This window comes from Paenibacillus sp. EKM211P (assembly GCF_011066175.1).
In the GTDB taxonomy this organism is placed as follows: domain Bacteria; phylum Bacillota; class Bacilli; order Paenibacillales; family Paenibacillaceae; genus Paenibacillus; species Paenibacillus polymyxa.
Map to the genome: position 1 here is coordinate 1 of NZ_JAAMNS010000016.1, position 24,340 is coordinate 24,340.

Consider the following 24,340-nt stretch of genomic DNA (forward strand, 5'->3'; position numbering starts at 1 on the left):
CGACCAGGCTACCTTAATCCTCTATGCAAATGAAAAAAGGATCAACCAGAAAGAACTGGTTGATCTCATAATACGAACGGGCAGGATAGTTTAATAACATATCGAATTTTTTAAAAGTGGATGGTTATACGAAGTAAGGCGTTGCTTAACTGAAGCGTGAAGTAGAGATAATCAAAAAGGAGGTACCCAGATGGAAACAAATCAAAATATTCGTTTAGCAATCGAAGAATCTATACAGTTCCTTGAATCTACTTCGCATTTGGGGATGACTCACGGCGAGTGCAGCCGTCGAAAATGGGATGGAGCTTGGTGGCATATGGCTGCTCTTTATGAAATGGGAGAGGTGAAACTAATTCCCGAGTCTGCTATTGTCGGAGCAAAATATTTACTCGAAACTCAGGTCTGGCCGACCTTCATCATATCCGCCGATGACCATCCAACAAGTGAAAGTGATAAGATGAAGTTGGATTGCTGCCATTGTGAACTTGCCGTATACTATATGATTCTAATGGCGTATGGCTGTGATTTGGACAAGGAACTGCCTTGGATTCGCGAATGGCTCTTAAAGCATCAGTTACCTGATGGCGGGCTGAACTGCGACCCTGAAGCTTATACTCATTCTAAAAAGAGCTCTATTGTTTCAACACTTCCTCCGCTTGAAGCTATCTTATGGCATATAGACCGTGAATTTACTGAACAGGAAGCCGTTTTCTTAGATGAAGGAGCACGTTATTTAATTGAGCATCGTCTTGTATGTTCTAAACAAAATAGAAGCGTCATCGATTTGGAATGGCTGAAGCCTTGCTTTCCGAGGTTTTTTGAATATGATATATTACGCGGTATGTCCTTCTTGGCAGAATGGTCCCAACGTAGGAACAAAACGCTGCCGGTCGGGCTGCTTATTGAAGGATTGGAACGATTGAACATCTTCAAGGAAACAGGAGGCTTGCAAATCGGTAGACAAGTCTTTGATCCACAAGGCCCGTGGGGTGGACAACCCTTTCCCTTGTTAGAAGCAGTAGCTGGCATTGGTGACGTTTCGCCTTATTTAACCAGACAGTTGGATCGAGTTATCGAACGATTGGGACCGGAGTATACCTATGCATAAAGACTTCCTTTAGAAAGGATCTCATGTTGGAAGAGGAACGGACCATGATAGGAAGGCTTAGAGGGGAAAGTTACCGTAAAACGGGAAGCAAAAGAAGAGGCTTTGTTGAGGTAGCTCAATAAACTAAACCATGAGGATTTGTTAAAATATATCTCATTCGTATCTGTTTAGTTATAAATGAAATAAAAGAACAGATGTTTTGTGTGGGACGATCATTGACATTTTTCCAAATAAACCGTTGCGTTTTTTTCATTGTTTCCCCTTTTCACACAACCTATAATAATGCCTTAAATGATAATCATTTTCAATTATTAGAGAGAAGGAAAGGGGCAACAAGTGTGAAGAAACAACATGGAAAGCAAATTATACTCTGGGTAGGGAGTTTCCTCCTGTTGTTGATAATATCGGCATGCAGTACTTCTAATGCTAATAGCAGCGTGTCTGATGAACAGAAAGAGGAAAGTGAGAAAACTGTTCAATATACAACGATAACAGGTAAACAGGTTGAAATACCTGCAGATCCCAAACGAGTGGTTTATATTGGCCAGACAATTGGTGATTTCTTGGCGATGGGCATCCCGGTTGTTGGTAATAACCTTCCCCAAGATATTCCTAGTTACTATGAAGGTAGACTTGAAGGAATCGTTGATGTTGGAAACCCGGGTGACTTAGAGACGATTCTGAGTTTAAAACCCGATCTGATTATTAATGGTTATTACAAAGCAGAAGCAGATCATAATGAGGCATTGTCGAAAATTGCTACTACTATCCCCTTTAACCCAGCTCTTCCTTATACAGAACGTGTAAAGGAGATGGGAAATATCTTTGGCAAACAGGAAGAGGCAGCTCAATTGATTGCTAAGTATAAAGAACAGTCGAAAGAAATGTTTGATAAATTTCAATTAGCAGACGGGGAGACAGCAACAATTTTCTACCAGTTGGGTAAAACTCTTTATGTTATGGGCGATCGTAGCCTGGGTGCTATTATTTATGGGGAGAACGGTTTTGCCGTCCCACCAGCTGTAAAGAAGAATATTCTTGATAAAGAAGGCGTGTCTTTCGTTAATATTTCAGAAGAAGTGCTTTCAGAATTTGCTGGTGATCATTTGTTTGTAGTTGTACAAGATGATGGTGAAAGTAAAACAGAAGCTGACCGACTGCTCCAAAGACCGATATGGGCAACTTTGCCTGCAGTTCAAAAGGGAAATGTTCATGTTATTCCTAGTGAATGGAATACAGATAATTTGTTAGCTTTGGAGCAATTGTTTAAACAGATGCCACAATGGATGGACCAACAGTAAGAAATTATTTTGGCACATTCAGTTCTTTATATCGCTAGTTTTCTAAAATAGTACATACTCCAACTATTAAAAGCTGAACTATAGTTTATAGTTGAAAGCAGGTCTTTATATGTTACAATAACGATAATGATTCTCATTTTCAATTGTTGGAGAGTTGCTTATGAATCTAGCACCCCTGTATATTAGGCTGCAACACTATGATAGGTTTCAAGTTGACCAGATAATTCTAGCGAACAGCCACAATGAGGGAATGAATGACAATGAAACAAATTTATGCACATTATTGATAGCACTCAGTCACGGCATACGGCTGTATGTAGACAACATTGCAATCGATCTGCGACAAGGAAGCTGCATTCTGATTTTGCCTGTACAGCGCTATACTATGGAATCAAGCAACAAAGAGGCACAGCTTGTACGCTTTATCTTTGAAACCTTTGAAGTAGAAGGAATGACTTTGAATCCGGTTGCTCATCCACCTTTGCTTTGTGGTTCTCCCTATAATCTGTTAATTTCTCAAGTCAATCGAGTATTAGGGAAAGAAGCATGGATAAGTAACCAATGCTGTTCCTCTCCATCCACATCAGAAATGGCTATGATGCAAGGTAGACTTCAGCTCATTCTGGGGTTGATGGTTCAGTTCGATGAGCAAGTTCCCCATTCGCAGAACAATGAAAAGATAAACTTGGTTCAACAAACTGTGCATTATATGGAACAGCATTATGATGAGGACTTAACCGTTGAAAAACTTGCTTCCATGGCTGGAATGGTCAGATGGCAATATAGTCAGAAGTTTAAAATAATGACTGGCAAAAAACCAAATGATTATTTGGTCCAATTACGCATAAACCATGCCAAAGGACTTCTGCGTAATTCGACCGAGACATTGGGCAAAATATCTCGGCAAATTGGGTTTAAGGATGAATATTATTTCAGCCGGTGCTTTCATAAATTAACTGGACACACTCCGCGTGAATATTCGAATATTCATCTTCGTACTCGGCAAAGAACAGTTATCGATTCATTTGGCAGAAAGATTCATGTTCCCAAAGATACAACACGTATTGTGACAGATGGCAAATTTACGCTTGGAGAATTACTCGTTTTAGCCATGCCCCCTATAGGGGCGGCCATCTCGATCATGAAAGATAACGTGATTTATCACAATAAGTTGCGAAATATTCATAATCTTGGGTATTGGGCAGATCCAGATAAAATTGCACAACTACAGCCGGAGTTATTATTGCTTAGCTATGTGCATCCTGAACAAGATTTGCAGAAACTAGATACGATCGCTCCTACTGTTATACTTAACAGTAAGTTTAGACTGTTTGAACGGTTACGGTATATCGCTAAACTAGTTGAACGTAGTAACGCTGCGGAGAAATGGATTACCAGATATGAGGACAAAGTAAGATGGTTACGTAGGCAATTAGCAGATGCTTATGTTGCTGGAGAGACGGCTGCTGTTTATCTCAAGTTTGGTACAAAACTTTATATTATGGGCCAGAGCGGATTGGCTGCCACCTTGTATGAATCTCTTGCCTTTCGTCCTTCTGCCAATGTGATGCACCTAATCGAGCAAGGGCAAGCATGGATAGAAATTCAGCAGCATCAAATAAATCACTATGCTGGCGATCGCAATTTCGTCTTGGCTCCTCGCCAGGAATTGCAAACGGTTGCTCACTGTTCACATATCGCGGCTTTAGCCGATTTAAGTAACGGTAACACTCATTTTGTGGACACTACATGGAATTATGATGATCCCATTACGCGAGGACGGTTGCTAGAGGTGCTACCGTATATATTTAATAAGAAAATTAAGTGATTAGAGGAGGCTTAAACCCTAATCACTATTAATTCAACTTTCGTCACAGGCTACGCACACCATTCAAAGGCGTTTTCGCCTGATCGCGGACAGCGCTTAACCAGCATAACTCGATTAACGAGGAATGTACTCAATTTTAGCGCAGGGAGCTCGCATAAAACAACAGTGGATGAAGAGCGCAGTTTAAAAACCACTTTTGACGATTTGATGAAAATTGCTACGAAAATTCGAGAGTAATCTGATATGGGCTGCATCAAAAAAACACAAGCGCAATGCTTGTGTTTTTTTATTGCTTCTTATCTGGTAGGAGAGAGGATGAAAAAAATCAAGCAAGTGGGTAAAAGCCAGCATTAGAGAGAGTTCTGCCCACCTAATACGAATAACGAAATTTTCTTAGCTATTTCTTCTTTGTTCAATTTTGCTTTTCCAGAAGCCCATAAAAAACCAGCTTCATGGATTACATTTGCATAAATAGATACGAATAGATCTTTTTCCATATCGGTATATAAGTTTTCTATGCTCTTAAGCAAATACAATTTCAATTCACTCAATATTTTTTCTTTTAATTGGGATATTACTAAACTTATATTACTTTGGCGACATTGTAATCTCGGTTGTTGGTAAAAATCACAAACAGCTAAAACAAGTTGGCTTATACTTTCTTGATCCTGTTGTCCGTTTTGCAATAGCATTTGAAGCGGAATTTCCCATAATGTAATTCAATAAATCGTACTTATCGTTAAAATGTGCGTAGAAAGTAGCTCGATTTACTTGCGCTCCCTCTGTTAAATCTGCCACTGTTATTTTTTCAAAATCCTTCTTAGTTGCTAAATTAAAAAAAGCGTTAACTAAAGATTCCTTAGTATAAGTTGTTCGTAAATTTCTTACTTTTGTCCCCAATTGATTCACTCCTAACCCAATAATTCTTTAATATTGTTGCTATAGCAACATTGGTAACTATATTGTTGGTTGTTCGTTTTGTGTATTGAATTTAAGATGTTAAAACAACACGTGTTGTTATATGTATACCACAAAAAAAGGAGTTTGTATAAAATGAAGACTATAGCAATTATCGGTGCAGGACCTGGATTGGGGTTGTCCCTTGCAAAAAAATTTGGGGAGAAAGGATTTAGGGTTGCTGTCATTTCGCGTAACCCTAAGAAATTGGCCATAATCGTGAACGAACTAAAGAAGCTAAATATTGAAGCGAAATCTTATGAAGCGGATGTCAGGGATTTGCCAGCACTAAAACAAGCATTAGATGCTGTTAAACAAGACTTTGGTCATATTGATGTTTTGGAATTCAGCCCCTATGCAGGACCTACGCATTTCAAGCATGTGTTAGAAACAACAGCAGAAGATGTGTTAGAACAGGTAAAAGGTTACTTACTCCCTGCCGTTCTTTCTGTGAATGAAGTAATACCAGGTATGATAAATAATGCTTCGGGTGCAATTCTATTGACCACCGGAATATCTGCAATGGTTTCCTACCCGTCTGTTGGAAATGTTGGTATGGTAATGAGTGGTGTTCGTAATTATGCTACAAATTTGCATTTTGAGTTGAAAGAAAAAGGCATATATGTCGGTCATCTTTCAATTGGCACTGTCATACAAGCAGGTACGGCTGGAGATCCAGATCTTATTGCTGAGGCTTGGTACAATTTATATGAGAAAAAGGATTGTTTTGAAGATACTTTCCCACAAGAGATTAACCCAACCAAATTGTCAAACTAATATAATAAAAGAGATAAGTGGATGTCTTAAAAATCTTATAGGATTGACAGGGAGAGTAGAGCAGAAGAAGCGAGCCCGCTGTAGAATAATATAAGCCTATTAAACTGTCTTCAATAAAAACATCGGCAGCCGTGGACGAAAAAATAAAATCCTAGACTGCCGATGTTTGATTTAACTATTGCGTGCCTTTAGTTCAATCTTTTCTCTTTTTATAAAAGTTATGGTGCTAAGCTTTCTGCCATTAAAATTATGTCTTACTCCAAGTCACTTTGTAAAATTCTAATCCCCACCGAGTTCAATCGTTTTCGTGGCGACACGGTCATGAAATTCCCGATCATGCTCCACGAATACAATGGTTGGCGTGTACTCAAGCAGCAGCTCCTCAATTTGCATCCGGGAAATCACGTCGACAAAGTTGAGCGGTTCGTCCCAAATATGCAGATGAGCCTCCTCACATAGGCTTCTCGCGATCAGAACCTTCTTTTTCTGCCCGCCGCTGAACGCCGATATATCCTTCTCGAATTGGATGCGGGCGAAATCTAGCTTACGCAACACGGCTTTAAATAAGCTTTCGTCAATTCTGTGCTCTGCTGCATAATCGGAAAGCGTACCTCGCAAATGAGAAGTATTCTGGGATACATAGGAAACACGAAGCTGCGGATCCCGTTGAAACGTACCTGTATAGTGCAGCTCCTCAGCGTTGAGCAGGTGAAGCAAGCTAGACTTACCTGAACCATTTGGGCCTGAAATTGCAATCCGATCTCCTGGTTCAATCGTCAGACTAACGTTCTTGCAAACTGCTCTTTCCCCGTAGTAAATCGTGACGTGATCCAGCATCGCCAGTTCCGATTTGGGATACACGAGCTGAGAGATCGCAAGGCTTTCTGACTGTTCGATATTTCGGAGCAGTTTTGATTTTTCCTCTAAAGCAGTGTGTTGCCGCTGTTCAATGGATTTTGAGCGTTTCATCATTTTGGCTGCCTTATGCCCGACGTACCCCTTGTCAAGTTTGGAACCGGAATTTCGTGTGCCGTTTTTAGATTTTTCGGTCTCGAAAGACCAGCTACTAGTACGTTTAGCGGAAGCTGATAAACGCTTTATGTCTTTGTACAACTTTTCGTTTTGTGCCATTTCGAATGTATCTTGGCGAGTTTTGTTCGTCCACCAGCTGGAGAAGTTGCCTTTTTGGATTTCGATATTCGTTTTGTTGATCGCTAGAATATGATCCACACAGCGGTCGAGAAAAGCCCGGTCGTGTGAAACAAGAATGAAACCGCGCTTCGTATTCAGATAATCGGCAATTAGCTTGCGTGCGTGCAAGTCGAGATGATTGGTCGGCTCGTCGATGAGCAGAAATCGATTGTCTTGGATGAAGAGCACGGCTAGTAATACCTTCGTCTGTTCTCCTTGGGACAGCGATTCGAATGGTCGGTACAACACGTCTTCTGAAACCTTAAGCAGGTTCAGTTCACGCATCAGCTTCCAGTTCTCAAAGCTTGGTACGATCTCTTCGACGACATCTAAGGTCAAATACTCCGGGTGTTCGACGGGAAATGGAAAATAATCAAAGGCAACTGGTGTGGAGATCGTACCGTTGTATTCGTACTTCCCCTGCAGCAGGTTTAAGAACGTCGTTTTACCTCGACCGTTTCGCCCCGTAAAGCCCAGCTTCCAGTCTGTATCAATTTGAAAATGAACATTTTCGAATATAGGGTCATAGCTGCCTGGATAGGCAAAAGTAAGATTGGTTACCTGAATGGCGGGCATGGCAATCATCCTTTCGTTTGGAAATAAAAAGAGCCGCAAGAAAGGTGCTTTCTTGCGGCTCTAATCCATACGAGGAAATAAGACCCCGGTCTAAGGGGCCGTATGACTGTCCGGAGAGGGAGCGCAAACGAAACGCAGAGCTTTCTTGCAGAGATGAAATAAAACGACCACAGCCAATCGCTGCGTCCGTTCTTTTCATGATCTCGAAGCAAGAAAGTTCTACATGTATCCGTTCAACTCCCATCATCAAATTACATCCAGTTTATCACAATAGTAATTTAACTACAACCTGTGTTAGTTCCGTTTAGGCTGAAGCCTCGCGTAGATCGACATGCTATTTAGATTGATTACTGTTATTCAACAATCTTCTGCTGTCATTGCTTTGCAACCAGCACGCCAGAAAGAAATACTTAAAATTTTGAATATGGTGGTAGGAAATGCATTAGCAGAGATAAATGCACAGGAATTGAAGGAAAAGAAACCAAACGAAGAGGGGGCAGGATAATTTTCCTGAGCAGAGATGGGGGAAGAAGGCTGGATAAGTGGGAGATTTTTAAATTTAGCGCCACTTTAGGTAGCACGGTGGCGTATTTTTACTATGGGTGGTCGGGAGTATTGGGGTGGTGCTTGCTCTGGTCGCTATTGATTATGTGATTGGATTATTTGCTGCTGGTGCAGAAGGTGAGAAGGGTACTGGACCTGGTTTAAAAAGTAAGATTGGTCTTATTGGAGGTATTTATCTTTGCAATGGTAGCAGTATCCCATCTGATTGATGGAGTCTTAGGCGATTCGCACCTATTCCGGGATGCAATCGCCTATTTTTATATGGCAAATGAGCTGCTTTCGATTCTAGAAAACGGGGGCAGGCTTGGAGCGCCAATTCCACCAGTGGTACGGCAAGCGGTTGAGGTTCTAAAAAGTAAAAGTGGAAGTCAGGAAGGGGATAGAGAAGATGCAAGCAAGGAAAAAAGGTAACGCGCAAGGGAAACATCGACTTTAAAAAGGTTGCCGCAGATGGCATATCGTTCGTTTTTATAAAGGCAACTCAGGGCAAGTCGTTTCGATCCAAAACATTTCTGCGGTTTGTGAAGGATGCGAAGGCCGCTGGCTTGATGATCGGGGCGTATCACTACGTTGATGATTATGCAACCACGCCAGATCTGGCCCGACAAGAGGCAGCAAACTTTGTTTCTGCCATCAAGGCCGCTGAAGGCGTGTCCACGTTCGATTTGCCGCCTGTTATGGATTATGAGTCCAATCCAACCTTAGCAAAACGGCTGTCACGGCGGTCGCTAAGGCGTTTCTGGAGGAAGTAGAGCGCATGACTGGCGTGAAGCCTATCATATACACATATCCGTCATTTATCGGTAACTTTTCGGGTTTGAGCAATTACCCGCTATGGATTGCGCGATACCATGCCACAAAGGCTCCAGCGGATGCATCCGGCTGGTCACGTTGGGATTTTTGGCAGTACAGCGATGGGGAAAACGGAGGCATGTTGCCGTCCAGCAAGCGTAAGGTGGCTGGCATCGCTGGCCCGGTGGATCTGAATGAGTACAATGGTACGGTAGACGAGATGCGGGCGCGGTTCGGTAAGGGAACTGCTGCACCTAAGAAGGAGTTCGTAAAAGATGCTGTATTCCAGGTGGGTGGTAAGACGCTGGGAAAGGCGCTGCTGTTTGGTTCGAAAACTCATGTGCCCCTGCGGGCCTTGGCTACGGCTCTTGGGGTATCTTGCAATTGAGATAACTCCAATAAGGTGGCGTATTTGGACGGCCGTAAATTGCAGTCTGTGCAACTTGTAGAAGGTGCAGCTTACGTGCAACTCCGGCCAATTGCAGAATCTTACGGAGCTGAGGTTTCATGGGATGCCAAAAATAAAATCGCTGCTTTGAAATTGAAAGGGGATAAATAATCATGCAAACACAAACCATTATTGAAAATGTACAACCTTACGTAAATACCATCGTCACAGCCGCTGCGGGTGTGCTTACAGCATTTGTTTTAGGAGGTCTGAACAAACTCAAGACTAAGGTTAACGTGTGGCTGGAAGCCCGTACTTCGGCGGCACAGAGAGAGGTAATTCATAAGATAGCAGGGGAAGGATTTGCTTTTTGCTCAGACAGCATTCAAGCAGGCAGGGGGAGAGCGTAAGCTTCAGGAGGCTTTACAGTATGCTACACTCCGTTTGGCAGAACAAGGCATTACAGTGTCAGTTGTGGAGCTTCAAGCAGCGATTGAGAAGGCATATCTGGAGTATAAGGCCAAAACAAAAGCGGTACTGGCTACTGAAGCACAGCCAAACGAGGAGGCAGCACAGGCCGCAGCTAAGGAAGCTGTATCGGGTCTTGCTGCAAAGCTTAATGATTTCTTGGCACAGGCTACGGCGGAGGTATCCAATACCGTTCCTGTTAAGGTGCAATATGAAGCTGAGGTTATTCCAACATCGATAGGAGATGTTCAAGTGCACCCATCCACTGAATAGAGCAATAGAACTGTTGCATAATCTGAAATGTGAAGAAGCTACTGTGCACATTATTTTTGGAGTGGATAGCAATATGGTTATCTAAGTAACTGGTGTAATTGGTGTATTTGAGGCGGTGATTTCGTACATCTTGGTCGAGGCTTGTGTGGATGGGAAGTCGGCTGGAGTTACGGGGACTGACTAGCTTGAATAATCGTAACCATTAGTAGGGTCAGTTAATTTGCTGAATCAGCTGGCAGCTTTCCTTAAGAATATAGCGCCTCCTGATCATTTACAATGAATTCAAAGAGGCGCTTTATATTTACATTTTTTATAATTAACAGTACAACTACCTATTATGTTATTGTTACTTTTTTCATTGTTGTTGACTAGCCAACTCGGGCCTGTAACAAATCCTCTCAGCAACCGTTTTTCAGTAGTATACTTTGAAACACTAAACGCTCCTTTTCGTCATCAGACAATTAAACGCGTACTAGTAAGCAACCGATCTGTCCACTACTTCTAAGCGAATGTTTTTAATGGATACCAGCGTATGTTCAGTTTCTATCTTAACGTACCGGATATGGCTCACTTCTGGGTGTTTACTCTTGAATATTGTCCAAGGAATAGTGTAAACACCATCATATCTGTCATAATGCAACGGGGTCGAATCCTCTAAGTACCATTTTACTCCATCCTGAGAATAATACAGATAAACCCATTCAGGACTAGCTCCACGATCTTCCGTTTTTGCATTGAAAACACTCTTTATGCTATACATATTTCTTGGAACTCCAGGATTTCCTAGGTCAAAGGTGTAAGACATACCTCCATCTTTAACTTCCCAGGTTTGGCCTACATGGTAGGTATCTGCTGAAACTGTTTCAGGATAACTAGGAAGAATGGTGACTAAAGTAATCATTGCCATTAATAAAATTGAAAACCATTTATTTCTCATTAAATTTCATCCTCTCAAGTTGTTCCCGCATTAGATATCTAGTTTTTTTATCCTATTTTTAAAAGGTAAGTCTATTTATCAACCGGGTTATTATTACTCTAAAACATCGCAACTGAACAGATAAGTGTAGTGAGCCATGTCACTGTCTGAAGCGTCAAAGCAGTGTCTCGATGGTTACTGACTATGTTACTAAATCTAATTAATTCCTTATTAGAGAGGTCACCTCCTGTAATATATTAACTATATTTGTAATTATAAAGAATGAAAGGTAAATTTCATATAGTAGAAAAGGCCCTATTTAGCATTTTATTATGTGCATTTTAGAAAGAATCGGTATTATATAGAAGCATCAGTGACACCCTTGTACCATTGAACGTGATAGAGCTGATCATAAACGCGACCTGTTCCTAAAGTGTGTACCTACCAAGAGGGGCAAGGATCGTGATGAATGGCCTATGGCGATGTGTTCCGAAGGTGCAGACATTAAGTACATAAGTCCAAAGGATAATCGTGGAGCAGAATCGTGGGTCGGTCACAAGCTGGACGACTATGCTAACGGAACAAAAGTTGAATTTATCGTTAAATAGTAAAAAGCCCGGCCGACCTATTAAGGTTAGCTGGGCTTAGTAGACACTAAGTATAGCAAAATTGAATTCATAAAGTGTCTCGGATATAACTCCAAAGATACTCCCCTGCTTGAGGTTGGTTAGTTAATGTCTGATGGGTACTGACCGGTAGTACCCCAAGCTTCGCCTTCAACTCTGTTACCGCCAGCTCGGAATTGAATTACGTATTCCCCTGATGGCATCCCGTTAGGGTATGAATTAAGACTAGTCCACGTTAATGTATCACCTTTGCCAACAGTTTTATTAAGGTATTCTCTCCCGTTACCCTGCAAGCTCCACGAAATTGTGTTGCTTCCTGTATTCTTCACTTTAATCTTTACATGTCCATAACCTTTTTTGACAGTAAACTCCATCGTCGGACTTGTCCCGCCAAGAACCTCATGTACTTCTTGACCAGTTGACTGGATAACTATACCTCCATGCCTCTTTGGTAATTCAACCCCCATAACTGGTGTGGCGGAAGCAGCCAGCGGAGCTACTGCCGTAAGAGCCAATAGACCTGTAAGAATGATTGCTGTGTTTTTAAGCTTCATCAAAAACCGTCCTCCCGAATGGTATAATTTGTACTACTGACCAATCATAGCACATAAAAAGGAATAAAATGTACATTTTCATTAACAAAATGGTAAAAAAAATTAATATTCGGAAATATATAATTCTTTTAAGTATTGCATGACAAATATTTCAAAACTTATTGACAACTGTTAAATTATGAACAACAATAGAATGCAATAATATATAAGTTTTGGAATTTATGTATGAAGAGTGGATATGACATGAAGCATACACCTACGATTAGAGCAGAATTAGACAGATACCTACAACAAGAAGGTTTGAGCATGACGGAGTTTGGACATATAGCAGGCATGAATAGGGGAGTGGTAAGCGCCATTGTTTCAGGGAATAAGTCTATGTCTGTTAACCAGCTTGACTTAATCACTGAGGCTATGGGTTTACCAGAAGGTCACTTTTATGATCTATTTATAGAAAACTACATCATCGACCATCCACCCAATATGAGGCGAATCGAACCGTTTTTGTTTCGTTGTGCGGAGTTGGACAGGTTGGATGCGATCCGTCGAGTGGTGGGAGCCATCATGGACAATCTACTTTATTCACCCAAGCTATTTGAAATTGCAGAGGAATTATTGGTACAGGGACGACATAAGGCTGCATTGCTGCTCTATGAAGGGGTAGCTGAAGCGGAGAGATATCAACATTCTGAACGTTTGGCAGTCTGCCAATATCGTATATTTACGATTCAGATTGGGAACGATCAAAGCCAAAATGTTAGGGTAGCAGCCGTTTTTGAGGCTTTTGTCGAACGCTTAGATGAAATAGAACAGCTTGACGCGCTGAAGGATTTAGCTAACGTGTACAGGTCTTTGCGTAAATGGGACAAGGTAGACGAAATGGCAAGGCAAATGAGAGCTAAAGCTGAAATCCAATACTCGTTTGTCCATAACGAGCAACACAAAGATGGAACGCTAGAAAAGAAAACAAGAGGACCGTTATTTGGATATTGCTTATGCTGATCTATTGTGTGCCAGTGTTTGTGAAGCCCGGGGCGATTATCAGCAAGCTTTACAATATACATATGCCTATGCTGATTTAGACTGGGTTAAAGAGGACGACGAGGATACTAAGCACTGGATGAACTTGTTCAGTCAGTGGGCAGAAGGTAATACTTACGTATATAAGCTTTTATCTGGAGATATAAATGTGCTGCATGATTATGTTGAATATATTGTAGCGACATCAGAGACTAACGAAAATGAAAAGATATCAAAACTGCTTAATGTTATAATTGCCGCAAACCAATATAGCATAGATGTAGACGATATACTAAAACGATTTGAAACCCTTATCGGGACTTTTCACAACAACTATCATCAGATGATATGTACACCAGACAAGTGATACCGGATTATATCGCGTGGTTTGGTTATGAGTTAGGTTTTTATTTTTTACATCGAGGGAAGTACATTGATGGCTTTAAATATTTGATGAATGCAATGGTAAAGTCACATATAATAAATAATGAAACTTACTTTATAAACTGCATGGGGTTGTTTGTTCGTTTTCAAGCCCATGCGGTTCCTGAAACTAAAGCTGAGTATTTCAATCTTATTGAAAGGGTGTGGGAAAACAATGTTCAAAAAAGTGGTACTTCTAATCATTGCGGCTAGCTTTTTGTTGATTGTTACTGTGCCGGATCAAGCCTTTAACCATCACCGTAGTATTCAGCCTAACGTTACCATTGGAGGATTTTAAAGCTAAAGCTCTGCTAACCTTATGGTTGGTAGAGCTTTCTTTAGTGCAGGAATTACCACACATACGGCAGAATAACTATCTGAGGTGATCAGTATGAACCATACATATAAAATGTTAAAGCCGGGTATAGAACTATTTACAGCTGCATTAGGATAGTAAGAGTATGTGTAGTACAGCCGTTGGGAGAGGGTTTGATAAATATTGTGGACTACGGTGGAGAAGTTTACACTGGAGTCGGTTAAGATTAATGGATCGTGTTTCTTTCGTAATAGTTTGAATTTAGAGTAGAAGTGAAAGGACCTACCAGATTGTAGATGGTGTCGTCACTTTAAGGTAGACCATATCAAAAATAGGAGGGGAAAATGATGAAAAAAAGAATATTTCAGTTCTTGATTTTATCTTTATCTATAGCAACTACGGTAGGTGCAGTTCCAGCTTCACCCAGTAAAACTAGTGGAAACAATATAATTTCTCAAAGATCGGGTGGAAGCGCAACTGTAAAAGAAGCCTTTAGTGTCCCTAAAGGATGGGGTCATGTTAAACTTTGTATGAAGAATCACTCTGATCATCCAGTAAGAGTAAGTTTAACTCACAGCGGTTCAAACAAACTATATATTGAAAGTTTAATAATCGTTCCTCACGACACAGTGACTTGGAAATCTACAGACCAAGGTTTTAGCGACGGATTGCGTTCTGGAGACTACATACTTCAGTGGAGAGGCAGCGATTATAAAGTTGACGGAGAAACATGGGGAGTAGCTGATTCACAGCCTGGAAACCTCTAAATTACTCTAGGAATACAACTTGTCCTTCTGGCCATTTGATGCGGAAGGTTAAATATGTGTTTGTTCAAGCCAGCAAGTGAATTAATCCCCTTAATTGGTGGGAGAGCTTTTTTCGTTAATCAATTTGAATTTAGAGCAAATGTGAGAAAGGATTCCGCTGGTATGTAACCAGTATGGAGTCCTTTGTTATTATTGTGCTTATCAATGGCAAAGAATGAAGGGCCTCTACCTGCATCTTTAGCGTCATACCAAGCGATGAAGGTGTTCAATTCTTTTTTACTCAATTCGAATTCTTTATCAAATCCATTATCCATTGTTACAGTCAAAATAGCGCGATCACCAGTTGGTTGCGATGATCTATCTGTATCCGATGATCCAGGTATTGTAGACGGATCGGGCTTTGTTGATGGATCAGGTGTTGTGTTTAAATACTATGAAGGTATCGTATGATAAAAGAAATCGCAAGAGGATTAATTGTATTTTTAAAAGAGTGGAAGCAAGTGTATAAAAGGTTTTCAGGTGGTGCAGGTCCACGGTGGTTCCGACCTTTTACACCAACATAGGTTGAGACAAGGAAGGCAATCGATCTTAGATATGAAAAGGAGAAACATTCACACCCTTGACTTTCCCCTGCACGGGAAACTGTATACTCCCATTATGTTATAGATTGGAGATGATATTTTGTTTAAAATCAGTGAGTTTTCCAGGCTAAGCAAGGTCTCTTTAAAAACTCTTCGCTATTATGACCAGATTGGCATACTGAAGCCGAGAAAGGTGGATCGCGATACTGGCTACCGTTTCTATTCCGCAGATCAGCTTCTTGAGCTCAACCGAATCCTATTCTATAAGGAATTGGGTTTCACTTTGCCACAAATTACACAGTTGCTCCACGAAGATATTACATTGGAGAATATTCAAGGGATGTTTAAGCTGAAAAGAAGCGAAATCCAGCAAATCATCGATACGGAACAAGCCAAACTTGTCAGGATTGAGGAACGTATGCAGCTTATAGAAAAAGAGGGGCAAGTCGAAACAGGGCAAGAAATCAGAGTCAAAGCAGAAGGTGCCAGGCAGTTTCTTTTTCAGAAAGCATGCGGGAGAGAAGAGGACATTCCAGACCTGTTTCGTAAATTTAATCAGTTATTAACAAAGGAAATTCGCCAGTTGACTCAAGGTCCGCAGGTTGTTTTGTGGAAAGAAATAGACGGAAAAGAGGATGAGTTCGAGTTTGAAGTCGGTTACTTTTTAACCTGTGAGTTGCTATTATCTCCAGACCCATTTCGGCTACGGACTCTTCCTCCTGAGCCGATGATGGCCACAATGGCTTTTCGTTCAAATTCTAACTTTGCTTGTACAGCCTGTGTCCATTTAGCTACGTGGATTGAGAAAAATAACTATCAGATCAAGGAAAACGAATCTGGTAGGGAAATATATTTACCATTATCTCCAGAACAAGATGCACAATTCATGGAAATACAAATTCCAATTATAAATAAATAACTGGAGAAGGAGTGGAGTGAATTGAAAAATAAACTGATCATCTATGTCCTGGCACTGGCTGTTTTTCTGATCGGAACCATTGAATACATTATCACAGGAGTCATTGAAATGATTGCTATGGACTTAGGAGTATCTACTTCCGAAGCTGGGTTACTGGTGACTGTGTTTGCTCTCGCAGCAGCTATTATCGCTCCGATTTTGATTGCATTAACGATAAATGCAGATCGCAAGAAGCTACTGATGGCCACCCTTAGTGTGTTTATTGCCAGCAACGGACTTATGTTTGTAGATCTTGCTTACGAAACAGTACTATGGGTACGAATGATTCAAGGAGCTAGCGGAGGAATTACTACGGTGGTAGCCATGGCAGTAGCGACACGACTCGTTGAAAAAGAAAAAAGGGGGAATGCCATCGGTATCATTTTGATGGGGCTTAGCAGTTCGCTAGTGCTCGGGGTTCCCATTGGCACATTTTTTAGTGAGATGTTTGGATGGAGAGTTCTATTTATTTTAATCGGTTTGTTAAGTGTTCTTCCTTTACTTATCATCTATAAAAAGGTGCCGGCAATCAAAGAAAAAGAAAAGGTTACCCTCAGAATGCAGCTCTCCATTTTAAGGAATTCAACAATTCTGACTGCTTTGGTTATTACTTTACTTTATATCGGCGGCTATTCTACACTGTTCACTTATATTACGCCTTTCTTGCAAGCCACATCCTCTCTTTCCATAACCGAAATTAGCGGTGTTCTATTCCTGGCGGGAATTTGCAGCTTTGTTGGATCAAGAGTGGGCGGACAATTGGCAGATGCAAAAGGATCGAAATTTACAATTTGTTTCGGACTCCTGTTACAAGGGGCGACTCTTCTTTTATTCGCTCTAGCGGGTGTCAATATCTTGGTATTAATCTTGGTTTTAATGATTTTTATGTTAGCAACGTGGAGTATTTCCCCCGCCCAGCAACTATATCTAGTTACTCTAGCGCCTCGAAATCCGGACATTACCCTTAGCGTAAATACTTCGTTCATCCAATTTGGTTTTGCACTGGGATCTGGATTAGGCGGGATTGTCATTAGTCGTACATCTGTCCTGTTTTTGAATTGGCTGGGTTTTGCCGCTGTAAGCATTGCTTTACTTCTTGCCATCTTACTATTTTAAAAAATGAGCAGTAGCACTGGAACTCCTATTGTTACTAAATAAATATAAAATGGACTGACTAGGGTGAAACTAAAATTATATTCCGCCTTCTTCAAGTGAGCCCATCATGTATTCCACATCTCTTAGAGTGAGCAATGATGCTTCTAATCTCCACTCTAAGGGGTGTATCTTTATTTACTGTGTGAAAGAATTGCACGAAGATTAGTAGTTATCCCGATGCAATTTGCGGTAGTTTGAAGGGATAGACCATAAAAAGATGCAAACTGTTTTGAGAAATAATCAGGGGATTGACAACCCACATCCAGCGCATTTTCGTGATGGGGCGAAAAGTATATTGCAGAAGTTTTCCAGATTGTTGCTTAAATAGATGGGAAATTCTTGAAAGGGAAAGGCGGACTCCACGAGCCAAATCCTTGATTTGGTGATCTTCAGTTTACTGTTCTACAAGGATATCGAGCACTTCTTGAATACGGGCATCCAGTATTCTTTTTTCACTATTAAGCCCAGATACTAATAAATAATCTCTTCCAAAGCGGTGGGAGTAAGTTCGTCCCTTAGCGAAGCAAATGTATCTAAACGGTAGGTAAGTATCGCCAATGGCATGTGTGCAGAAGGTGACGCAGGTGCTGATGGAACTAAAGTAAGGTTTATCGTGAAATAAAAACAAGGACTCAACCAGTATAGCACTGGCATGAGTTTTTTTAATACCCAATAAAAAAAAAATATGCAAAAATATAGAACATATTTATAGATAAGCAAGTTTATGTTTAGACACATTTCCTCAATTAAATTATTCTTAGTTCTATTAAACATATTGGAGGATTATTTAATGAAGAAAGCATGTATAACAATTCTATTTTTAGTTCTTTTATCGCTTCCCTTGTCAAATGTCTTTGCAGCTGAAGTAGAGTATTCAGAAAATTTAATTCCCAAAATGACATCTAACACTTTGCCATCTGGAGTAGCTAGTGCGAGCAATGAATTTTCATACGCATATAGATCTTTTGACGGAGATTTTGCTACTATCTCTAGTGCTTGGGGATCTAATGAAACTACTGCATGGTTAAGATATGACTTTCTTAAACCTGAAGTTATTGAACAATACGTTATATATCCACAGACAACGGCAACCGACCGAGCTCCTAAAGATTGGACTTTTGAAGGCTCAAATGATGGGATTACTTGGAATGTGCTAGATACTCAGTCAAATATCACTGGATGGGTGGATAGTACTCCCAAAAAATTCACTTTCTCTAATTCTAATTTATACAAGGATTATAGAATTAATATTACAGGTAATAATGGAAGTCAGTATTTAGCTCTTAGCGAATTAGAAATGATGTCTAAAGCATCAAGTTCCACTCCTAACCCAGGAACAGAGGAACCGACTCCAAACGGGGATCGTGCAATTTTAGTAGTCACCATGACAACTGGCTTGGAGAAAGAATTCGACCTAAGCATGAAAGAAGTCAATGACTTTATTGCATGGTACGAAGGCAAACAAGCTGGTTCTGGATCAGCATCCTATGCAATCAATAAACATGATAACAATAAAGGTCCATTCAGTAGCCGTAAGGACTACATGCTGTATGATCGTATCCTAATGTTTGAAGTAAGTGAATACTCTAAATAAATTAAAAGCTCTGCCGACCCATTAAGGTTAGCAGAGCTTTTTAATGTCATCACTTCATTGCACTGGTTTGGCGGTAATCTCTATATATCTCCGTTAGTCCCAAGACTTCTTCCATTGTCAGGTTATTACGAAGGTGATTCAGCGCTTCGGCGATATACAATGCTACCACTATTTGCTTTTGTTCATCAGTTCGTGGCCGTTCCTCTTGTAATTTGTCTTGTATGTTCCTGCGATGTATTTCTAGGAATCTTTCTAAATTCATAATCATCGCTCCTTTTTTGTTAAGCTGGATGGTTTTCATTTTAGCCTATTCAAATAGTAAACCATGATCACGGAATTCAAATGTCTGGACTTTGTGACCAGGTAGTAATTCTGTTTCCTTGTAGAAAACTTCAAACTCAATTAGCAGGCAATCAGGAAATTTATCAAAAGTATATATGACCAGGAGAAGATCTTCTATTAATATTCACAAAATAGTCCAATCGGATTATACTTGACGCGACGGATGCAGAGCAAACCCGACAGCATCGATGACACCCTATGGCTCAAGCCGGTGGGTGTTTTTTGCGTTTGGGGAAGTATCATAATGTCTAGCAGGAGGGAATATGAACAGGCGAAAGGAATGAAGTAAACTGAAATTATATTCGAGACAAACATGCTATAATTGAATCCAATCAAGTATTAAAGTCCAGCAATAAGGAGAGATATTTTGGAGCAAATTAGAGGAATTGAAATTGTTGAAATGACATTTGATAACAAGGATGATTACGAATGCAAAGATCAACCATTCATGGTCATAGGGAGACTTATCCCCAAACTAGAAAATGGCATATGGAGTTATCATGAAGAACTTTATGAACAACCTTATGAGTCAAAATACCCGGAACACGAAGATCTTGATGAATATATTAATAGCAATGACAGTATTGCTTTCTTATACTATTCCGGAAGGAAATGCTTGGGACATATAAGACTGGGGACGGTAGAGGAAACTAAATTTGCTTCTATTGACAGGCTTATTGTATTAGAAAGTAGCAGAGGAAAAGGAATAGGAACTGCCTTGTTAAACAAGGCAAGGGAGTGGGCATTACAAAAAGGAATGCAGGGATTTACGCTTGAGACGCAGGATGTTAATTTACTCGCTTGCCGATTTTATTTGAAAAATGGGTTTGATATTGGAGCAGTGGACACTATGCTTTATTCAAACTCAAAATACAAAGATGAAAATGCGGTATTTTTCTATTCAAAATTCTAATGCATCATGATAATTTAATGTATTGTATTTACAGAATCCCGTTGTGCAATCCGAAAGTATCGGTGAAACCCTACTAGCCAAAGCCAGTGGGGTACTTTTACGTTTAGTGAGATATTATTGTGGCTTTTGATTTAATTCCATCTGTTAATATGCTAATTATTCTCATCTATAGTTGGTGGAATGCTATTATTTGAGACATGCGATGAGTTTTTTATTTCATTTCATGCGAAAAATTGAATGTTTATATTAGTCGAATAATATATTGACATATGGTTAATTATGGTGAAAAATGAAGTATGTTTTTAAAAAATATGGAATATTCAAGCGAAGGGTGGCTATGGCATGAAGCATACACCTACGATTCGGGCGGAATTAGACAGATACCTGCAACAAGAAGGTTTGAGCATAGCGCAATTTGGGCATATCGCAGGCATTAATAGGGGAATAGTAAGTGCCATTGTGACAGGTAATAAGTCTATGTCTGTTAATCAGCTTGACCTAATGACTGAGGCTATGGGTTTAACAGCGGGCTGCTTTTACGACTTATTTATAGAAAACTACATCATCGACACGTCCCCGAATATGAGACGAATCGAGCCATTTTTGTATCGTTGTGCAGAGTTGGACAAGTTGGGTGCGATCCGTCGAGTAGTGGGAACCATCATGGACAATCTACTCTACTCGCCCAAACTTTTTGACATTGCGGAGGAATTATTGGCACAGGGACGACATGCGGCTGCACTGCTGCTCTATGAGAGTGTAGCTGAAGCGGAGAAATACCAACATTCTGAGCGTTTGGCAGTTTGCCAATATCGTATTTTCACGATTCAAATTGGTGAGGACCAAAACCGTAATCTAAGAGCAGCCATACTATTTGAACCTTATATTGAGCGTCTGGACGAAATAGAGCAGCTTGACGCATTGAAGGATTTGGCAAACGTGTACAGGTCTTTACGTAAATGGGACAAGGTTGAGGAAATGGCACGGCAAATGAGAGGGAAAGCGGAAGTTCAATATTCCATAAAACATCAGGCAAAACGAAAGTCTCAAGAGCATGAAAAGGAGACAAAGAGCCCACTATTTGGATATATTGCTTACGCCGATTTGTTGTGTGCAAGTGTTTGTGAAGCCCAAGGCGATTATCAACAAGCTCTACAATATACATACGCCTATGCGGAATTAGACTGGGTCAAAGAGACTGACGAAGACACTCAATACTGGGTAAACTTGTTCAGTCAGTGGGCGGAAGGTAATACGTATGTAAATATGCTTCTGTCTGGAGATATTAGCGTGCTACCGGACTATGTTGAATATATAGTAGCCACATCAACCAATAACGAAAATGAGAAGCTCTCAAAGCTGTTGAACGTTATGATAGCGGCTAACCGATATGGAATAGATGTGAATGATGTCATTTCTCGTTTTGAAACGGAGATTCATTCGTTTTCTGAGCAGCCCACATCTGATGATATGTATACTCAACAAGTAATGCCAGACTATTTCGCGTGGTTTGGTTACGAAATTGCTCATTATTATTTACAGCAAGGAAACTACAATGATGGCTTCAAACACTTGATGTATGCAATGCTAAAGTCACATATAATAAATAATGAAACTTACTTTATAAATTGTATGGGCCTGTTTGTGCGTTTTCAAGTCCATGCAACTCCTGAAGTCAAAACGGAGTTTCACAATCTTATTGAAAAGGTGTGGTTAAGTAATGTTGAAAAGAATGGCATTGTTAATCGTTGCGAGTAGCTTTTTGTTTCTTATAATCGTACCCGCTCACACTCATGATCAGCTTATTCAGACCTTTGTACAAATAGGTGGATTCTAAAGTAAAAGAAAGCTCTGCTAACCTTAATGGGTCGGTAGAGCTTTAACTGTTCACGCCTCTTATAGTGTATCAAGGTAGTCTTTCTGGAATTTGATAAAATCTTGCACACTATCGTGATAGGTAAATCTACCACCATTTTTATTAATAATCCAGTTGATCTTCTCGTCATTTAACAAGACTCCATACATGCAATGATGAAGCAGTTCAATTTGCTTTTCATCCCTAATTCGGATCAAGTGTTTTTCTTGTTCGTCAATGAGGTACCATTTCGTTTCTGTTTCATCTACATCTGCATCCACATACAGTATTGATACCGATAAGGGGAACGGCCAGTCAAACCAATGTTCGCGCTTGTCTTCTCCATAACCTTCAAATGCCATGGTTATTTCCTCCTACTTGGATAATTTCCTGATTAGTTTAAATGGATCTAACGTGTTGCGATTGTACGCTTTATTGATAACTGTTTTTTGGGAACTCGCAGCTACTCTCAGCCTTTGGCATCTGGGCACCAATGCGATTAATGACCTGCCGTTTGAGGTTGGAGCGAACTGCGATGCGTCTGTTTAGGCTGGGTTAATGGGGGGATCGAACTGGCAATCCTGGTTCAAGAGAGAATTTTCGGTAATTTCTTTTGGCAATGACGACGTAGGCTTTTAGGAATAAACACATTAAATTTACTGCTTTTCTTGTCTTATTCTACTGGCTCAGGAATATCGCCCCCATATTCTTTCCATGGCTTATCGTGCGCCATCGTAAACTTCTGCAAAAGTTTAGTGTAACTTTGGCAACCGTCTATTCCGCTATTGCCGCATAATAGTTGTGTCCGCTTTCGTCGTTCATTGTTCTGATCTGTATAGTATACGGATACGCTCTATATTGTAATCATGGAGGGCTGGGATGGTGACCAAAAGATCATTACATTTCCTCGTCTGAAAATAGGCATTATACGGAATTAAACCTCCAATGATCCAGAGTTTATTTTTTGTACTCAAAATATAATTTCCGCATAACACATCAGGAGGCTACATACATGTCATGTCAATAAGACTCGAAGGTAATGGATTATGGGACCCACTGGAAAATACTGTTGATAACGTTCGGTCTTATAAAATAGAAAAAATATTGTATATGTGGTTGGTGAAAATAGCTTCATTAAATTGGATTCAAGTACCAACACGTATGAGCAAAAGCAATGGATTTCCGAATTTACTTCCAAAGATAGAGAGATATTCAATAAATTAATGGAAAAGTAGAGGGGAGCATAAGCAAATATGGTAGAATTTTATTTCAACGGCAGCCATGGACAAGGAAATAAAGTCCCAGACTGCCGTAGCTTTTTCAAAGTTAACATTCATCGTTAGTTTGCTCAGGAAACGACCTTTAGAGCTACACCAATATATATTTTTAACTGGCTAGTTTCAGCCCTACAGCAGAGCTAAGGACCAACCCTATACACAAAATACGCATTAATCCGCGTGGCTCGTTATAAAAGATCATGCCGAGGATAGCACCTCCAGAAGCGCCAATTCCAGTCCATACAGCGTAAGCCGTTCCCATCGGGAGTGTTTGCATTGCCAACGACAAAAATATAAAACTTAGGCCAAAACCAGTAATCAAAAGAGTCAGCGATTTCCAACTGCGGGCTTGATTGAACTTGTTTATAAGCAAAACCCCGATCATTTCAAAAATCCCTGCTAAGATCAAATACACCCAATTCATAGTCCACTTACCTCCTCTTTCTTCTTACTAAGCATTTTCAGACCAATCACTCCAATAAGCAGCAGCCCGATCAAAGCTACTTTCGAAACACTTATGTCTGCGCCAAACAATAGGATTTCAGCTACTACAGTTCCTGCCGTTCCTAGTCCGACAAATACAGCGTATACAGTTCCAACCGCTAATGAACGAGCCGCCTTGATCATCAAATAAAAGCTGATGTAAATAGCGACTACTGTACCACTCCATTCCCAAAAACTATCCGCATGCTTTAACCCACTAACCCAAGCAACCTCGAATATAGCCGCCACAATGACTGAAATCCACGTTTTGTTCATAACACACTCCTCCTTAAACTTTTTATTAAAAATTGGGCCATAAAAGAAAAAAGATAAAAGC

At 40.3% G+C, this 24,340-nt stretch carries 24 protein-coding genes and 5 pseudogenes; 19 read left to right on the plus strand and 10 right to left on the minus strand.

Going from position 1 to position 24,340, the window contains the following annotated elements:
* Positions 1–190: 190 nt before the first annotated feature.
* From G9G57_RS19905 to G9G57_RS19915, 3 genes are all read left to right on the plus strand, one after another.
* Entirely contained in the window at positions 191–1,108 is a 918-nt protein-coding gene (locus G9G57_RS19905; RefSeq protein ID WP_164965466.1) for a hypothetical protein, read from the plus strand.
* A 338-nt stretch (positions 1,109–1,446) separates the two neighbouring features.
* The gene (locus G9G57_RS19910) at positions 1,447–2,409 is read left to right on the plus strand and encodes an ABC transporter substrate-binding protein (RefSeq protein WP_080902362.1); all 963 of its coding nucleotides are present in this window, start codon (positions 1,447–1,449) and stop codon (positions 2,407–2,409) included.
* Positions 2,410–2,569: 160 nt separating this feature from the next.
* On the plus strand, positions 2,570–4,237 hold the full coding sequence (locus G9G57_RS19915; RefSeq protein WP_164965467.1) for an AraC family transcriptional regulator: 1,668 nt from the start codon (positions 2,570–2,572) through the stop codon (positions 4,235–4,237).
* Between the two features lie 350 nt (positions 4,238–4,587).
* Here the strand turns inward: G9G57_RS19915 and G9G57_RS26015 are convergent, their stop codons facing one another.
* Both G9G57_RS26015 and G9G57_RS26020 read right to left on the minus strand, forming a co-directional pair.
* Positions 4,588–4,929 (minus strand): hypothetical protein, encoded by a 342-nt coding sequence (locus tag G9G57_RS26015; RefSeq protein ID WP_238799327.1) that lies wholly within the window; start codon positions 4,927–4,929, stop codon positions 4,588–4,590.
* Positions 4,865–5,137 carry a TetR/AcrR family transcriptional regulator gene (locus G9G57_RS26020; protein ID WP_238799328.1) on the minus strand — a complete coding sequence of 91 codons (273 nt, stop codon included), beginning with the start codon at positions 5,135–5,137 and terminating at the stop codon, positions 4,865–4,867. The genes G9G57_RS26015 and G9G57_RS26020 overlap by 65 nt, the downstream gene beginning before the upstream one ends.
* A gap of 153 nt (positions 5,138–5,290) precedes the next feature.
* Between G9G57_RS26020 and G9G57_RS19925 the strand changes: the two genes are divergently transcribed.
* Entirely contained in the window at positions 5,291–5,971 is a 681-nt protein-coding gene (locus tag G9G57_RS19925; protein ID WP_025365059.1) for an SDR family NAD(P)-dependent oxidoreductase, read from the plus strand.
* Positions 5,972–6,250: 279 nt separating this feature from the next.
* Here G9G57_RS19925 and abc-f read toward each other — a convergent pair whose 3' ends face one another.
* Positions 6,251–7,738, minus strand: a complete 1,488-nt coding sequence (gene abc-f / locus G9G57_RS19930) for a ribosomal protection-like ABC-F family protein (protein WP_164965468.1) — start codon at positions 7,736–7,738, stop codon at positions 6,251–6,253.
* Between the two features lie 331 nt (positions 7,739–8,069).
* Here abc-f and G9G57_RS19935 point away from each other — a divergent pair, with 331 nt between their 5' ends.
* The 6 genes and pseudogenes from G9G57_RS19935 to G9G57_RS19950 all read left to right on the plus strand — a co-directional run bounded on the left by G9G57_RS19935 (position 8,070) and on the right by G9G57_RS19950 (position 10,223).
* On the plus strand, positions 8,070–8,243 hold the full coding sequence (locus G9G57_RS19935) for a hypothetical protein (RefSeq protein WP_164965469.1): 174 nt from the start codon (positions 8,070–8,072) through the stop codon (positions 8,241–8,243).
* A pseudogene (locus tag G9G57_RS19940) lies at positions 8,236–8,713 on the plus strand (phage holin family protein); the annotation flags it as partial. The gene G9G57_RS19935 and the pseudogene G9G57_RS19940, both read left to right, overlap by 8 nt.
* A 59-nt stretch (positions 8,714–8,772) precedes the next feature.
* A pseudogene (locus tag G9G57_RS19945) lies at positions 8,773–9,482 on the plus strand (glycoside hydrolase family 25 protein).
* Between the two features lie 24 nt (positions 9,483–9,506).
* Positions 9,507–9,653 (plus strand): stalk domain-containing protein, encoded by a 147-nt coding sequence (locus G9G57_RS26025; RefSeq protein ID WP_226888584.1) that lies wholly within the window; start codon positions 9,507–9,509, stop codon positions 9,651–9,653.
* A 2-nt stretch (positions 9,654–9,655) separates the two neighbouring features.
* Positions 9,656–9,892, plus strand: a complete 237-nt coding sequence (locus G9G57_RS26030; RefSeq protein ID WP_226888585.1) for a hypothetical protein — start codon at positions 9,656–9,658, stop codon at positions 9,890–9,892.
* Positions 9,846–10,223 (plus strand): hypothetical protein, encoded by a 378-nt coding sequence (locus G9G57_RS19950; protein WP_226888586.1) that lies wholly within the window; start codon positions 9,846–9,848, stop codon positions 10,221–10,223. The genes G9G57_RS26030 and G9G57_RS19950 overlap by 47 nt, the downstream gene beginning before the upstream one ends.
* Before the next feature lie 472 nt (positions 10,224–10,695).
* Here G9G57_RS19950 and G9G57_RS19955 read toward each other — a convergent pair whose 3' ends face one another.
* Complete coding sequence (locus G9G57_RS19955; RefSeq protein ID WP_017427681.1) at positions 10,696–11,160, minus strand: hypothetical protein; 465 nt, start codon at positions 11,158–11,160, stop codon at positions 10,696–10,698.
* A gap of 362 nt (positions 11,161–11,522) precedes the next feature.
* Here G9G57_RS19955 and G9G57_RS19960 point away from each other — a divergent pair.
* A pseudogene (locus tag G9G57_RS19960) lies at positions 11,523–11,747 on the plus strand (NucA/NucB deoxyribonuclease domain-containing protein); the annotation flags it as partial.
* 119 nt (positions 11,748–11,866) lie between these two features.
* Here G9G57_RS19960 and G9G57_RS19965 read toward each other — a convergent pair.
* Entirely contained in the window at positions 11,867–12,319 is a 453-nt protein-coding gene (locus G9G57_RS19965; protein ID WP_044788172.1) for a hypothetical protein, read from the minus strand.
* Positions 12,320–12,562: 243 nt separating this feature from the next.
* On the opposite strand from G9G57_RS19965, the pseudogene G9G57_RS19970 reads away from it, so the two are divergent.
* From G9G57_RS19970 to G9G57_RS19975, 3 genes and pseudogenes are all read left to right on the plus strand, one after another.
* Positions 12,563–13,975 (plus strand): annotated as a pseudogene (locus G9G57_RS19970) (transcriptional regulator).
* Positions 13,938–14,060 (plus strand): hypothetical protein, encoded by a 123-nt coding sequence (locus tag G9G57_RS26250; protein WP_258529546.1) that lies wholly within the window; start codon positions 13,938–13,940, stop codon positions 14,058–14,060. Before G9G57_RS19970 ends, G9G57_RS26250 begins: the two are co-directional and overlap by 38 nt.
* A gap of 362 nt (positions 14,061–14,422) precedes the next feature.
* Positions 14,423–14,845 carry a hypothetical protein gene (locus tag G9G57_RS19975; RefSeq protein ID WP_044788171.1) on the plus strand — a complete coding sequence of 141 codons (423 nt, stop codon included), beginning with the start codon at positions 14,423–14,425 and terminating at the stop codon, positions 14,843–14,845.
* Between the two features lie 119 nt (positions 14,846–14,964).
* On the opposite strand, the pseudogene G9G57_RS26040 reads toward G9G57_RS19975, so the two are convergent.
* Positions 14,965–15,270 (minus strand): annotated as a pseudogene (locus G9G57_RS26040) (SPRY domain-containing protein); the annotation flags it as partial.
* Between the two features lie 256 nt (positions 15,271–15,526).
* Between G9G57_RS26040 and G9G57_RS19985 the strand changes: the two are divergent.
* The 3 genes from G9G57_RS19985 to G9G57_RS19995 all read left to right on the plus strand — a co-directional run bounded on the left by G9G57_RS19985 (position 15,527) and on the right by G9G57_RS19995 (position 19,133).
* Complete coding sequence (locus G9G57_RS19985) at positions 15,527–16,345, plus strand: MerR family transcriptional regulator (protein ID WP_017427687.1); 819 nt, start codon at positions 15,527–15,529, stop codon at positions 16,343–16,345.
* A gap of 21 nt (positions 16,346–16,366) precedes the next feature.
* The gene (locus G9G57_RS19990) at positions 16,367–17,500 is read left to right on the plus strand and encodes an MFS transporter (protein ID WP_044788169.1); all 1,134 of its coding nucleotides are present in this window, start codon (positions 16,367–16,369) and stop codon (positions 17,498–17,500) included.
* Positions 17,501–18,329: 829 nt separating this feature from the next.
* Entirely contained in the window at positions 18,330–19,133 is an 804-nt protein-coding gene (locus G9G57_RS19995; RefSeq protein WP_164965470.1) for a discoidin domain-containing protein, read from the plus strand.
* A gap of 49 nt (positions 19,134–19,182) precedes the next feature.
* Here the strand turns inward: G9G57_RS19995 and G9G57_RS20000 are convergent, their stop codons facing one another.
* Positions 19,183–19,395, minus strand: coding sequence for a hypothetical protein (locus G9G57_RS20000; RefSeq protein ID WP_017427690.1), 213 nt, complete (start codon positions 19,393–19,395; stop codon positions 19,183–19,185).
* Positions 19,396–19,842: 447 nt separating this feature from the next.
* On the opposite strand from G9G57_RS20000, the gene G9G57_RS20005 reads away from it, so the two are divergent.
* Positions 19,843–20,388, plus strand: a complete 546-nt coding sequence (locus G9G57_RS20005) for a GNAT family N-acetyltransferase (protein ID WP_052132611.1) — start codon at positions 19,843–19,845, stop codon at positions 20,386–20,388.
* A gap of 342 nt (positions 20,389–20,730) precedes the next feature.
* Positions 20,731–22,146: a helix-turn-helix domain-containing protein gene (locus G9G57_RS20010; protein ID WP_164965471.1), complete on the plus strand. Its 1,416-nt coding sequence runs from the start codon at positions 20,731–20,733 to the stop codon at positions 22,144–22,146.
* Between the two features lie 138 nt (positions 22,147–22,284).
* Here G9G57_RS20010 and G9G57_RS20015 read toward each other — a convergent pair whose 3' ends face one another.
* The 3 genes from G9G57_RS20015 to G9G57_RS20030 form a co-directional block, all read right to left on the minus strand.
* Positions 22,285–22,605 (minus strand): hypothetical protein, encoded by a 321-nt coding sequence (locus G9G57_RS20015; RefSeq protein WP_016821966.1) that lies wholly within the window; start codon positions 22,603–22,605, stop codon positions 22,285–22,287.
* Between the two features lie 1,024 nt (positions 22,606–23,629).
* Entirely contained in the window at positions 23,630–23,944 is a 315-nt protein-coding gene (locus G9G57_RS20025; RefSeq protein ID WP_031461602.1) for a DMT family transporter, read from the minus strand.
* Positions 23,941–24,279 carry a DMT family transporter gene (locus G9G57_RS20030; protein WP_016821963.1) on the minus strand — a complete coding sequence of 113 codons (339 nt, stop codon included), beginning with the start codon at positions 24,277–24,279 and terminating at the stop codon, positions 23,941–23,943. The genes G9G57_RS20025 and G9G57_RS20030 overlap by 4 nt, the downstream gene beginning before the upstream one ends.
* Between the last annotated feature and the right edge of the window lie 61 nt (positions 24,280–24,340).